General features: G+C 65.7%; 15 protein-coding genes. 2 read left to right on the forward strand and 13 right to left on the reverse strand.

Annotation, left to right across the window (positions count from 1 at the left end; genetic code table 11):
* Nucleotides 1-8: 8 nt before the first annotated feature.
* The 13 genes from rplF to QM569_RS00315 form a co-directional block, all read right to left on the reverse strand.
* The gene (rplF, locus tag QM569_RS00255; RefSeq protein ID WP_414985211.1) at nt 9-542 is read right to left on the reverse strand and encodes a 50S ribosomal protein L6; all 534 of its coding nucleotides are present in this window, start codon (nt 540-542) and stop codon (nt 9-11) included.
* Between the two features lie 26 nt (nt 543-568).
* A complete protein-coding gene (rpsH, locus tag QM569_RS00260; RefSeq protein WP_056420320.1) occupies nt 569-964 on the reverse strand; it encodes a 30S ribosomal protein S8 in 396 nt (131 codons plus the stop codon).
* A 19-nt stretch (nt 965-983) separates the two neighbouring features.
* Nucleotides 984-1,289: a 30S ribosomal protein S14 gene (gene rpsN / locus QM569_RS00265; protein WP_005793633.1), complete on the reverse strand. Its 306-nt coding sequence runs from the start codon at nt 1,287-1,289 to the stop codon at nt 984-986.
* Nucleotides 1,290-1,297: 8 nt separating this feature from the next.
* Nucleotides 1,298-1,837, reverse strand: a complete 540-nt coding sequence (gene rplE, locus QM569_RS00270) for a 50S ribosomal protein L5 (RefSeq protein WP_291489373.1) — start codon at nt 1,835-1,837, stop codon at nt 1,298-1,300.
* Nucleotides 1,838-1,846: 9 nt separating this feature from the next.
* Nucleotides 1,847-2,167, reverse strand: a complete 321-nt coding sequence (rplX, locus tag QM569_RS00275) for a 50S ribosomal protein L24 (RefSeq protein WP_414985212.1) — start codon at nt 2,165-2,167, stop codon at nt 1,847-1,849.
* Between the two features lie 9 nt (nt 2,168-2,176).
* Nucleotides 2,177-2,545, reverse strand: a complete 369-nt coding sequence (rplN, locus tag QM569_RS00280; RefSeq protein WP_007861702.1) for a 50S ribosomal protein L14 — start codon at nt 2,543-2,545, stop codon at nt 2,177-2,179.
* 167 nt (nt 2,546-2,712) lie between these two features.
* Nucleotides 2,713-4,311: an FAD-dependent oxidoreductase gene (locus tag QM569_RS00285; protein ID WP_414985213.1), complete on the reverse strand. Its 1,599-nt coding sequence runs from the start codon at nt 4,309-4,311 to the stop codon at nt 2,713-2,715.
* 121 nt (nt 4,312-4,432) lie between these two features.
* On the reverse strand, nt 4,433-6,166 hold the full coding sequence (locus QM569_RS00290) for an ABC transporter substrate-binding protein (protein ID WP_414985214.1): 1,734 nt from the start codon (nt 6,164-6,166) through the stop codon (nt 4,433-4,435).
* Nucleotides 6,167-6,315: 149 nt separating this feature from the next.
* On the reverse strand, nt 6,316-6,624 hold the full coding sequence (locus tag QM569_RS00295; RefSeq protein ID WP_414985215.1) for a DUF2160 domain-containing protein: 309 nt from the start codon (nt 6,622-6,624) through the stop codon (nt 6,316-6,318).
* Nucleotides 6,625-6,636: 12 nt separating this feature from the next.
* Entirely contained in the window at nt 6,637-7,449 is an 813-nt protein-coding gene (locus QM569_RS00300; protein ID WP_414985216.1) for a carbohydrate ABC transporter permease, read from the reverse strand.
* A complete protein-coding gene (locus QM569_RS00305) occupies nt 7,442-8,335 on the reverse strand; it encodes a carbohydrate ABC transporter permease (protein ID WP_414985217.1) in 894 nt (297 codons plus the stop codon). Before QM569_RS00305 ends, QM569_RS00300 begins: the two co-directional genes overlap by 8 nt.
* The gene (locus QM569_RS00310) at nt 8,332-9,402 is read right to left on the reverse strand and encodes an ABC transporter ATP-binding protein (RefSeq protein WP_414985218.1); all 1,071 of its coding nucleotides are present in this window, start codon (nt 9,400-9,402) and stop codon (nt 8,332-8,334) included. Before QM569_RS00310 ends, QM569_RS00305 begins: the two co-directional genes overlap by 4 nt.
* A 1-nt stretch (nt 9,403) precedes the next feature.
* Nucleotides 9,404-10,480: an ABC transporter ATP-binding protein gene (locus tag QM569_RS00315; protein WP_414985219.1), complete on the reverse strand. Its 1,077-nt coding sequence runs from the start codon at nt 10,478-10,480 to the stop codon at nt 9,404-9,406.
* Nucleotides 10,481-10,590: 110 nt separating this feature from the next.
* On the opposite strand from QM569_RS00315, the gene QM569_RS00320 reads away from it, so the two are divergent.
* Nucleotides 10,591-11,352: a DeoR/GlpR family DNA-binding transcription regulator gene (locus QM569_RS00320; protein WP_414985220.1), complete on the forward strand. Its 762-nt coding sequence runs from the start codon at nt 10,591-10,593 to the stop codon at nt 11,350-11,352.
* A 4-nt stretch (nt 11,353-11,356) separates the two neighbouring features.
* Nucleotides 11,357-12,847, forward strand: a complete 1,491-nt coding sequence (glpK, locus tag QM569_RS00325; RefSeq protein WP_414985221.1) for a glycerol kinase GlpK — start codon at nt 11,357-11,359, stop codon at nt 12,845-12,847.
* Nucleotides 12,848-12,968: the final 121 nt, after the last annotated feature.

Genomic DNA, 12,968 nt, shown 5'->3' on the forward strand with positions numbered 1-12,968 from the left:
GCAGCTCCTTATTTCTTCTTGGTCTCTTTGATCGTGATCTTTTCGTCCGCATAGCGGATGCCCTTGCCCTTGTAGGGCTCGGGCGGACGAACGGCACGGATCTCGGCAGCGATCTGCCCGACGCGCTGGCGGTCGGCACCCTTGATCACCACTTCCGTGGGTGTGGGGGTGGCCACCGTGATGCCTGCGGGCATGTCGATGTTGACCGGGTGCGAATAGCCCACGGCCAGGTTCAGCTTGGAACCGGAGGCGGCGGCCTTGTAGCCCACGCCGACCAGGCTGAGCTTCTTCTCGAAGCCCTTGCTGACGCCAACCACCATGTTGTTCACCAGTTGGCGGATCGTGCCGCTCATGGCATTGGCTTCGCGGGAGTCGTTGGCAGGCTCGAAGCTGAGCTTGCCGTCCTTGTTCGACACGGTCACCAGGGCGTTCTGCGCCAGCGACAGCGTGCCACCAGAGCCCTTGACGGAGATCTGGTCATCTTTCACGGACACATCCACGCCTGCGGGGATGGTCACGGGCATTTTTCCTACTCGGGACATTTCAGTTTTCTCCTCAATGCCGCGGGTTAGGCCACGTAGCAGAGCACTTCGCCACCGACACCGGTAGCGCGCGCCTTGCGGTCGGTCATCACACCCTTGGGGGTGGTGACGATGGCCACACCCAGTCCGTTCATGACCTGGGGAATGGAGTCGCGGCCTTTGTACACGCGCAGGCCGGGGCGGCTGACACGCTCGATGCGCTCGATCACGGGGCGGCCCGCGTAGTACTTCAGGGCGATTTCGAGTTCGGACTTGCCGGCCTCGGTCTTGACCTGGAAGCCGTCGATGTAGCCCTCATCCTTCAGCACCTGGGCGATGGCGACCTTCACCTTGGAGGAAGGCACCAGCACCGTGGCCTTGGAGACCATTTGTGCATTGCGGATGCGGGTCAGCAGGTCAGCGATGGGATCACTCATGCTCATGTTGTTCTCTCCTGCCTGCTTACCAGCTGGCCTTGGTGACACCAGGGATGTCGCCTGCGAAAGCCAGTTCGCGGATCTTGGCGCGGGCCAGACCGAATTGACGGAAGGTGCCACGCGGACGACCGGTGATTTCGCAACGGTTGCGCTGGCGCGTGGGGTTGGCGTTGCGCGGGAGCTTCTGCAGGCCCAGACGGGCGGCATCGCGCTCTTCGTCGCTGCGCTTGGCATCGCCAGCGATGGCCTTCAGTTCCGCATACTTGGCGGCGTACTTGGCTGCCAGTTTTTCGCGCTTCAGTTCGCGCTGGATCAAAGCTACTTTAGCCATGCTTCGCCTCAGTTCTTGAACGGGAAACGGAAACCAGCGAGAAGCGCCTTGGCTTCTTCGTCGGTCTTGGCCGTCGTGGTGATGCTGATGTTCAGGCCGCGCAGGGCATCGACCTTGTCGTACTCGATCTCAGGGAAAATGATCTGTTCCTTGACACCGATGTTGTAGTTGCCGCGGCCGTCGAAGGCGCGACCGGAGATACCACGGAAGTCACGCACACGGGGCAGGGCCACGGTAACGAAACGGTCGAGGAACTCATACATCTGCACGCCGCGCAGCGTGACCATGCAGCCGATGGCCTGGCCTTCGCGGATCTTGAAACCGGCGATGGCCTTCTTGGCCTTGGTGACGACGGGCTTCTGGCCTGCGATCTTGGTCAGGTCGGCCACGGCGTTGTCCATGACCTTCTTGTCCGACACGGCTTCGCTCACGCCCATGTTCAGCGTGATCTTGGTCAGACGGGGCACCTGCATGGGCGAGGTGTAGCCGAACTGCTTGGTCAGTTCGGGAGCGATCTTGTCGCGGTAGATTTCTTGGAGTCGTGCCATGTTTACCCCTTAGGCCGCCTTGATTTCGGCGCCGCTGGACTTGAACACGCGAACGCGCGTGCCGTCGGCCTGCAGCTTGATGCCCACGCGATCGGCCTTGCCGGTGGCGGCATTGAAGATGGCCACGTTGGACTGGTGGATCGGCATGGCCTTTTCCACGATGCCGCCGGTCGTACCCTTCATGGGGTTCGGCTTGGCGTGCTTCTTGACCAGGTTGATGCCTTCGATGATCAGGTGGGAGTCATCCTTGCGCAGCGTGACGGTGCCACGCTTGCCCTTGTCACGGCCGGTCAGCACGATGACTTCGTCGCCCTTGCGAATCTTGTTCATGGCGCGTCCTTAGAGAACTTCGGGAGCCAGGGACACGATCTTCATGAACTTCTCGGTACGCAGTTCGCGCGTCACGGGTCCGAAGATGCGGGTGCCGATGGGCTCCAGCTTTGCATTGAGCAACACGGCTGCGTTGCCATCGAATTTGACGAGCGAGCCGTCGCCACGGCGGATGCCCTTGGCGGTGCGGACCACCACTGCGCTGTAAACCTCGCCCTTCTTGACGCGGCCACGCGGAGCGGCTTCCTTGATGCTCACCTTGATGATGTCGCCAACGCTTGCATAGCGACGCTTCGAGCCACCCAGCACCTTGATGCACAGGACGGACTTGGCGCCGGTGTTGTCGGCAACCTCTAACCGAGATTCTGTCTGGATCATTTCAATATTCCCAACTTGTACCGGCAGGCAACGCGCCAACCAGTCAGTCTTGGGCCCGTCGTCCGCGCCGCAAACCATTTGCAGCGCTTCCCGTTGGGCAGAAACCTCGCGCTTTGAACGCGAAGCCCTCGATTATGGCAAAAGATATTTCGGGAGTCAAGCACCCGTCACGCCGGGACCTGCATGTACTGCCGGGCCAGGGCCACGAAGGCATCCAGTTGCGGGTCGGCGCCCAGTTCTTCGCGCAGGATTTGGGCAACGGCGGGCGCCAGTTCGGCCGCCTGGCGCGCATCCAGAAACAGCAGGCGGCAGCGGCGGGCCAGCACGTCTTCCACCGTGCGGGCGTATTCGTGGCGCGCCGCGAAGCGCACCATGGCGGTCGTCAGCCTGCCGCCCAGCTCCTCGTCGGCACCGGGCAGCGCCTGCAACGCCTCGGCCTCGCTGCCGTAGGAATGCAGGCCCTGCGGGTCGCTGATGCGGTGCCGCACGGGCCCGGCGGGCGTGCCCACCAGCAGCAGGTGGTTGGTGGCGCCTGCAGGCTTTTCGGCCAGCAAACCGGTGGTGAAGCATTTTTGCAACACATCCTCGGCCATGGCGCGGTAGGTGGTCCATTTGCCGCCCGTCACCGTGACCAGGCCGCTGCGGCTGGTGAGCACGGTGTGCTCGCGGCTCAGGCTCTTGGTGTTGTCGCCGTCGTCATCCTGGGGTTTGACCAGGGGGCGCAGGCCCACCCAGACGCTGCGGATGTCCTCGCGCTGCGGGGCGCGGGTGAGGTAGCGGGCGGATTCCTCCAGGATGAAGCGCACCTCTTCCCGGAAAGGCTCGGGCTCGCGCACGATGTCCTGGCGCGGGCTGTCGGTCGTGCCCAGGATGAGCTTGCCCAGCCACGGCACGGCGAACAGCACCCGACCATCCGCCGTCTTGGGCACCATGAGGGCGTGGTCGGAGGGCAGGAATTCGCGGTCCACGACGATGTGGACACCCTGGCTGGGCGCGACGATGGGCTTGACCGGGCGACCGATGGCCTCTCCGTCCATCTGGCGCAGGCCGTCCACCCAGACGCCGGTGGCGTTGACCACGGCGCGGGCGCGCACCGTGAACTGGCGGCCGCTGGCGGCGTCCTCGCAGACGAAGCCCGCGACCTTGCCACCTTCATGCACCAGCGCGCGGGCCGGGCAGTAGTTGACCACCAGGGCGCCCAGGCTGGCGGCGGTGCGCGCCAGGGCCAGCGCGAGCCGGGCGTCGTCGAACTGTCCGTCCCAGTACTTGACGCCGCCCTTGAGGCCCTGGGTGCGCACCGTCGGCAGGCAGGCCAGCGTGTGGTCGCGCCCCAGGAACTGCGTGGCGCCCAGGCCGGCCTTGCCCGCCAGGGCGTCGTAGGCCATGAGCCCGGCGCCATAGAACGGCGTTTCCCAGAAGCGGTACGACGGCATGACGAACGGCAGAGGCTGCGCCAGGTGCGGCGCGTTGTGCAGCAGCGTGGTGCGTTCGTGCAGCGCCTCGCGCACCAGCGCGATGTTGCCTTGGGCCAGGTAACGAACGCCGCCATGCACCAACTTGGTGGCGCGGGACGATGTGCCCTTGGCGAAATCATGCGAATCCACCAGGACCACGCTGAAGCCGCGCGCCGCCGCGTCCACCGCCACGCCGAGGCCCGTCGCGCCGCCACCGATCACGGCGAGGTCGTACTGACGCGGCTCGGCCAGGCGATTCAGAAGGTCGGCGCGGCGGGTAGGAAGGGGCGCAGCAGCAGGAGCGGTGGTCATGGGATGGAATTGTCCATGGACAGGGAGAAAAGATCGGGGTTTACCCTGAATTCTTGCGCAAAAAAGGCAGCCGGACGCCTTGTAAGCAGCGGCTGCCTGTCTTCTCGGTCACATGCCAGGATCAACGGACCTTGCCGTCCTTCCAGGCTTGCAGCAGCTTGTTGTAGTCGATGGTCTCGCCCTTGGGCTTTTCGTTGGCCAGCTTCTTCCAGGGGGCCTGCTTGTCGCTCAGCCACTTGTTGGGGTCGCCCTTGGGGTTGAGCTTGGGCGCGCAGTGGGCCATGCCGGCCCGCTCCAGGCGGCCCATGACCTGGTCCATCTCGTCGGCCAGCGTGTCCATGGCGCCCTGGGGCGTCTTTTCACCCGTGACGGCCTGGGCCACGTTCTTCCACCAGAGCTGGGCCAGCTTGGGGTAGTCGGGCACGTTGGTGCCGGTGGGCGACCAGGCGACGCGCGCCGGGCTGCGGTAGAACTCGACCAGGCCGCCGAGCTTGGGCGCGGCGTCGGTCATGGCCTTGGACTGGATGTCGCTCTCGCGGATCGGGGTCAGGCCCACCAGCGTCTTCTTGAGCGAGGTGGTCTTGGCCGTCACGAACTGCGCGTAGAGCCAGGCGGCAGCCGTCTTGTTGGCGTCATGGCCCTTGAAGAAGGACCACGAGCCCACGTCCTGGTAGCCGTTCTGCATGCCCTGCTTCCAGTACGGGCCGTTGGGGCCGGGGGCCATGCGCCACTTGGGCGTGCCGTCGGCGTTGACCACGGGCAGGCCGGGCTTGGTCATGTCTGCCGTGAAGGCGGTGTACCAGAAGATCTGCTGCGCGATCTGGCCCTGGGCGGGCACGGGGCCGGCTTCGCCGAAGGTCATGCCCATGGCTTCCTTGGGCGCGTACTTCTTCATCCAGTCCACGTATTTGGTGAGCGCATAGACGGCGGCGGGCGAGTTGGTGGCGCCGCCACGGGCCACGCTGGCACCCACGGGCGTGCATTTGTCGTCGGCCACGCGGATGCCCCATTCGTCGATGGGCAGGCCGTTGGGCGCGCCGATGTCGGCAGACCCCGCCATGGACAGCCACGCATCGGTGAAGCGCCAGCCCAGCGACGGGTCCTTCTTGCCGTAGTCCATGTGGCCGTAGATGGGCTTGCCGTCGATGGTCTTCACGTCGTTGGTGAAGAACTCGGCGATGTCCTCGTACGCGCTCCAGTTCAGCGGCACGCCCAGGTCGTAGCCGTACTTGGCCTTGAACTTGTCCTTCAGGTCCTTGCGCTCGAACAGGTCGGCGCGGAACCAGTACAGGTTGGCGAACTGCTGGTCCGGCAGCTGGTACAGCTTGCCGTCGGGCGCGGTGGTGAACTTGGTGCCGATGAAGTCCTTGATGTCGAGGCCGGGGTTGGTCCACTCCTTGCCGGCGCCTGCCATGTAGTCGGTCAGGTTCATCATCTTGCCGTAGCGGTAGTGCGTGCCGATCAGGTCGGAGTCGCTGATCCAGCCGTCGTAGATGGACTTGCCGGACTGCATGGACGTTTGCAGCTTCTCGACCACGTCGCCCTCTTGGATCAGGTCGTGCTTGACCTTGATGCCGGTGATTTCCTCGAACGCCTTGGCCAGCGTCTTGGACTCGTATTCGTGCGTGGTGATGGTTTCGGAGACGACCGAGATTTCCTTCACGCCCTTGCCCTGCAGCTTCTTGGCGGCGTCGATGAACCACTTCATCTCGGCCATCTGCTGGTCCTTGGATAACGTGGAAGGCTGGAACTCACTGTCGATCCACTTCTTGGCCTCGGCCTCGCCGGCCCAGGCGGCGTGCCCCATTGCCAGGGCCGCTGCGGCGAACGCGATCGCCTTGAACTGCATCTTCATTGCTGTCTCCTCTCAAAGTTCGAGACCCCCATTGGTGAATCGGCACCAGCCCAGGGGGGAACCAGGCCGGGCCTGTGACACTGACCATTTACTATCAAAACAATAGCTGCTTGCGCTTGTCCATCAAGCGCTAGAGGCCATTTTGACCCTTAACCCTTGCGCAACACCAGCGCCAGCACCAGCATGGACAGCACGAAGCTGAACCACACCGAGGGCTCGGCCGAGAGCGAGAACCACTGCACCATCTTCTCGCCCAGGCCCACCCAGGCGAGGTTGATGTAGGCCGCCGTCAGCAGGCCGATGAACAGGCGGTCGCCGCGCGTGGTGGCAATGGGCAAAAAGCCCTTGCGCTCCACGGTGGGCCACTTGAGCTCCCACACCGTCATGCCGATCAGCATGAGCACGATGCAGGTGAAGAAAACGGCGACCGGCGTCGTCCAGGCCATCCACTCGAACATCTGCGAATCTCCTCAAACCCGGCCCATCGCAAAGCCTTTTGCGATGTAGTGCCGCACGAACCAGATGACGATGGCGCCGGGCACGATGGTCAGTACCCCGGCGGCGGCGAGCGTGGCCCAGTCCATGCCGGATGCGCTGACGGTGCGCGTCATCGTCGCCACGATGGGCTTGGCGTTCACGCTGGTCAGCGTGCGGGCCAGCAGCAGTTCGACCCACGAGAACATGAAGCAGAAGAACGCCGCCACGCCCACGCCCGCCTTGATGAGTGGCAAAAAGATGGTGAGGAAGAAGCGCGGAAAGCTGTAGCCGTCGATGTAGGCCGTCTCGTCGATCTCGCGCGGGATGCCGCTCATGAAGCCTTCCAGAATCCACACCGCCAGCGGCACGTTGAACAGCAGGTGCGCCAGGGCGACTGCGATGTGCGTGTCCATCAGCCCCACGGTGGTGTAGAGCTGGAAGAACGGCAGCAGGAACACGGCGGGCGGCGTCATGCGGTTGGTCAGCAGCCAGAAGAACACGTGCTTGTCGCCCAGGAACTGGTAGCGGCTGAACGCATAGGCCGCGGGCAGCGCCACGGTGAGCGAGATCACGGTGTTGATGGCCACGTAGATCAGGCTGTTGATGTAGCCCGAGTACCAGCTCTCGTCGGTGAAGATGCGGTGATAGTTGTCCCAGGTGAAGTGCTGGGGCCACAGCGAGAAGCTCGCCAGGATCTCCTCGTTGGTCTTGAAGCTCATGTTGACCATCCAGTAGATGGGCAACACGGCGAAGACCAGGTACGCGACGAGGAACAGCGTGCGTTTCTGGAAGCGGCGCTCATTCATGGCCACCCTCCTTTTCTGCGGTGCCCACGCGCTGCATCCAGTTGTAGAGGATGAAGCACAGCAGCAGGATGATGAAGAAATAGATCAGCGAGAAGGCCGCCGCCGGCCCCAGGTCGAACTGGCCCACGGCCTTCTGCGTGAGGTACTGGCTGAGGAACGTGGTCGCGTTGCCCGGCCCGCCGCCCGTGAGCACGAAGGGCTCGGTGTAGATCATGAAGCTGTCCATGAAGCGCAGCAGCACGGCAATCATCAGCACGCCGCGCATCTTGGGCAGCTGGATGTAGCGGAACACGGCGAACTTGCTCGCGCCGTCGATGCGGGCGGCCTGGTAGTAGGCGTCCGGAATGCTGCGCAGCCCCGCAAAGGCCAGCAGCGCCACCAGCGGCGTCCAGTGCCACACGTCCATCAGCAGCACCGTCAGCCACGCCTGCGTGGCGTTGCCGGTGTAGCTGTAGTCGATGCCCAGCTCCTGCAGCGTGCGGCCCATCAGGCCGATGTCGGCACGGCCATAGATCTGCCAGATGGTGCCCACCACGTTCCACGGGATCAGCAGCGACAAGGCCACCACCACCAGCACGGCGGACGACTTCCAGCCCTGCGCGGGCATGGCGAGGGCCAGCAATATGCCCAGCGGAATCTCCACTGCCAGCACCGCCAGCGAGAAGCCGATCTGCCGCAGCAGCGCGGCGTGCAGCTCCTCGTCGCGCATCACCTGCGCGAACCACTCGGTGCCCACGAACACGCGGCGCTCGGGGCTGATGATGTCCTGCACCGAGTAGTTCACCACCGTCATCAGCGGCAGGATGGCCGAGAAGGCCACGCACAAAATGACCGGCAGGATCAGGAACCAGGCTTTCTGGTTCACCGGCTTGGTCGTGGTGCTCATGGCAGCAGCCCCTCGTTTTGGTAGAAGCAGGTGTGCTCGCCGAGCACCTGCAGCCAGACGGTGTCGCCCGGCGACGGCAGCCGCGTCTCGGGGCTGAAGCGCGCCTTGAGCGTGTGCGCGCCCACCTTGGCGGTCAGCATCAGGTAGGTGCCGATGTCCTGCACCTGGGCCACGGTGCAGGGCAGCGCACCGTCCTGCTGCGCGTCGGCCAGAGCCAGGTATTCGGGGCGCACACCGACTTTCAGTTCGCCATCCGGCAAGGCACGCGGCGTCCGCAGGCGGTGGCCCGCCACCGCGATGCCGCTGCCATCCACCTGCGCAGGCAAAAAGTTCATGCCCGGCGAGCCGATGAAGTGGCCCACGAAGGTGTGCTGGGGCCGCTCGAACAGCGCGTCGGCCGAGCCGACCTGCACAGCGCGGCCCCGCGTCATCACCACCACCTGCTCCGCAAAGGTGAGCGCCTCCACCTGATCGTGCGTGACATAGATCAGCGTGAGCTTCAGCTCATGGTGGATCTGCTTGAGCTTGCGCCGCAGCTGCCATTTGAGGTGCGGGTCGATCACCGTGAGCGGCTCGTCGAACAGCACGGCCGCCACGTCGGCGCGCACCAGCCCCCGGCCCAGCGAGATCTTCTGCTTGGCGTCGGCAGAGAGCCCCGCCGCGCGCTGGTTGAGCTGCCCGCTCATCTCCAGCATCTCGGCGATCTGGCCCACGCGCTCTTTGATCTGCGCCTCGGGCACCTTGCGGTTCTGGAGCGGGAAGGCCAGGTTCTCGGCCACCGTCATGGTGTCGTAGATGACGGGGAACTGGAACACCTGGGCGATGTTGCGCTCCTGCGGCGTGGCGCGCGTCACGTCGCGGCCGTCGAACAGCACCTTGCCGTGCGAGGGCACGAGCAGGCCCGACATGATGTTGAGCATGGTCGTCTTGCCGCAGCCCGAGGGGCCGAGCAGCGCATACGCGCCGCCGTCCTCGAACTCCATCGTGAGCGGCAGCAGCGCGTAGTCGCTGTCCTGCTGCGGGTGGGGCTTGTACGAATGCGCCAGGTCCAGACTGATGCGAGCCATCTCAGCGCCCCCCTTGGCGCGCGGGCGCCCATGCCAGGCGGCCATCGGCGCCAAAAACGTAGATTTGCGCCGGGTCCAGGTGCAGCGTGATGTGCGCGCCCAGCTCGAAGTAATGCACGCCCGTCAATTGGGCCACCAGCTCGCCCCAGGGCGTGGCGGCATGTACGAAGGTGTCGGAGCCGGAGATTTCCGCCAGCTCCACCACGCCCGCCACGTTCACATCGCCGGGGCGGGCCTGCTCGCGCAGCGCGCTGGCGCGCACGCCCACCGTCAGACCGTCCGCCGCCAGGCCCTGCGGCAGCGCCGCTGCCAGCTCCACACCGCCTTGCAGGCGCACGCCCTGGCTGGTGGCCATGGCAGGAATCAGGTTCATCGGCGGGTCGGAAAAGGCCCGCGCCACCCGCAGCGAATTGGGCGTGTGGAACACCTCTGCCGTGGGGCCGTACTGCAGCAACTGGCCTTCATCCAGCACGGCGGTGTAGCCGCCCAGCAGCAGGGCCTCGCCCGGCTCGGTGGTGGCATAGACCACGGTGGACTGGCCTGCGGCAAAAAGCTGCGACAGCTCCTCGCGCAGCTCCTCGCGCAGCTTGTAGTCCAGGTTGACCAGGGGCTCGTCCAGCAGCATCAGCGGCGCGCCCTTGGCCAGGGCGCGGGCCAGCGCCACGCGCTGCTGCTGGCCGCCCGACAGTTCCGCCGGATAGCGGTCCAGGAACATCTCGATGTGCAGGCGGCCCGCCAGCTCGCGCACGCGGGCGTCGATGTTCTTCTCGCCGCGCAATTTGAGGGGCGAGGCGATGTTGTCCGCCACCTTCATCGACGGGTAGTTGATGAACTGCTGATACACCATGGCCACGTTGCGCTCGCGCACGGGCATGCCGGTCACGTCCGCGCCGTCCACCGTCACGCGGCCCGCCGTGGGCGCATCCAGCCCGGCCATGATGCGCATCAGGCTGGTCTTGCCCGCCTGCGTGGCGCCCAGCAGCACCGTCACGGCGCCGCTGTGCAGCGCCAGGCCCATGTCGTACAGCCATGTCTGCGCCCCCACCCTCTTGCTGATGCCTTCCAATGCCAGTTGCATCGAAGCTGCCTTTCCTTTTCGGTTTTGCGCATTCTTGTTCTTTTTGGATCGCTTTCACTCCAGGTTTACCCTTATCAGGGTTCCTTTTCGTTCGCTTTAAAGTCAAACGTGTGAACACGAACCCACGACAACTCCTGCTGCTCGACGAGGTGCGCGCGCGCAAGTCCGCCACCGTGGAGCAGTTGGCCGAGACCCTGGGCGTGACGCTGCAGACCGTGCGCCGCGACGTGCAGCGGCTGGCCGAATCGGGTTTGCTCAAGCGGTTTCACGGCGGCGTGCGCGTGCCCAGCTCCACGGTGGAGAACATCGCCCACACCCAGCGCCAGGCGCTCAACGCCGAGGGCAAGGCGCGCATCGCCCGCGCCGTGGCGCAAGAGGTGCCCAACGGCTGCTCGCTGATCCTGAACATCGGCACCACCACCGAGGCCATCGCCCAGGCGCTGATGCACCACCGCGGCCTGCGCGTGCTGACCAACAACCTCAACGTGGCCGCCGTCCTGAGCGGCAACCCGGACTGCGAGGTGATCGTGGCGGGCGGCGTGGTGCGCACGCGCGACCGGGGCATCGTGGGCGAGGCGGCGGTGGACTTCATCCGCCAGTTCCGCGTGGACATCGCGCTCATCGGCATCTCGGGCATCGAGCCCGACGGCACACTGCGCGACTACGACTTGCGCGAGGTGAAGGTGGCGCAGACCATCATCGAGCATGCGCGCGAAGTCTGGCTCGCCGCCGACCACACCAAGTTCAACCGCCCGGCCATGGTGCAGCTCGCCACGCTGGCCCAGATCGACCGCCTGTTCACCGACGCCCCGCCGCCCGAGCCCTTCCCCGCCCTGCTGCAAGAGGCAGGCGTCCAATGCACCGTGGCCTGAAAAAATGACCTACCTGCTCGCACTCGACCAAGGCACCTCCAGCTCCCGCAGCATCGTGTTCGACGAACACGGCCACATCGTGGCCCAGGCCCAGCAGGAGCTGCCGCAGATCTACCCCCAGCCCGGCTGGGTGGAGCACGACCCGCTGGAGATCTGGCGCACGCAGCTCGCCACCGCGCGCGAGGCGCTGGCCAAGGCGGGCATCGCCGCCAACGCCATCAAGGCCGTGGGCATCACCAACCAGCGCGAAACCACCGTGCTGTGGAACCGCAAGACCGGCCAGCCCGTACACCACGCCATCGTCTGGCAGGACCGCCGCGCCGAGCCCGCCTGCGCGCAGCTGCGCGCCCAGGGCCACGCCGACGCGATCCAGGCCAGGACCGGCCTGCTGATCGACGCCTACTTCTCGGGCACCAAGCTGCAATGGATGCTGGACAACGTGCCCGGCGCGCGCGATGCGGCCGAGCGCGGCGAGCTGGCCTTCGGCACCGTGGACAGCTGGCTGATGTGGCAGCTCACCCACGGCGCGGTCCACGCGACGGACGTGAGCAACGCATCGCGCACCATGCTGTTCAACGTGCGCACCAACCAGTGGGACGAAGACCTGCTGGCGCTGCTGCGCATTCCCAAGTCGCTGATGCCGCAGGTGCAGCCGTCCAGCAGCCATTTCGGCGACATCGCCGCCGACCTGCTGGGCCATGCCATTCCCATCGGCGGCGTGGCGGGCGACCAGCAAAGCGCGCTGTTCGGCCAGGCGTGTTTCAGCGCAGGCATGGCCAAGAACACCTACGGCACGGGTTGCTTCATGCTGATGCACACGGGCGGCAATTTCCAGAAAAGCGAAAACGGCCTGCTGACCACCAGCGCCGCGCAGACCACGAGGCAGCCCGAATTCGCCATGGAAGGCAGCGTCTTCGTCGGCGGCGCCGTGGTGCAGTGGCTGCGCGACGGGCTGCGCGCCATCGCGTCGAGCAGCGAGGTGCAGCCCCTGGCCGAGAGCGTGCCCGATTCGGGCGGCGTGATGATGGTGCCCGCCTTCACCGGCCTGGGCGCGCCCTACTGGAAGCCCGAGGCGCGCGGCACCATCACGGGCCTGACGCGCGGCAGCACGTTGGCGCACATCGCGCGCGCCGCGCTCGAATCCATCGCCTACCAGAGCGCCGCCCTGCTCATCGCCATGAGCCGCGACGCCGTGGCCGCTGGCGGCAAGCCGGTCAGGGAATTGCGTGTGGACGGCGGCGCGTGCGTGAACGATCTGCTGATGCAGTTCCAGGCCGACCTGCTGGGCATCCCCGTGGTGCGCCCCGCCGTGGTGGAGACGACGGCCCTGGGCGCGGCCTACCTCGCGGGCCTGTCCAGCGGCGTCTATGCGGGTACGGCGGAGCTGTCCCAACTGTGGCGCGCCGAGCGGCGCTTTCTGCCCACGCTGCCGCGCGACCAGGCGCAGGCGCTCATGGCGCGGTGGGAGCATGCGGTGGCGCAGGCCACGCTATGAATAAATGAGCTGTTAGCGCCTTTGCAATATGGTTTTCACCATCAAATCATATTGAAAGTGCGATAGACAGGGCGCCAGCAGCTCACTTTTTTGATATGCACCGCCCTGCGCCCGGCAGCGG

Origin of the sequence: Acidovorax sp., assembly GCF_047607405.1 — a bacterium.
GTDB lineage: Bacteria > Pseudomonadota > Gammaproteobacteria > Burkholderiales > Burkholderiaceae_C > Acidovorax.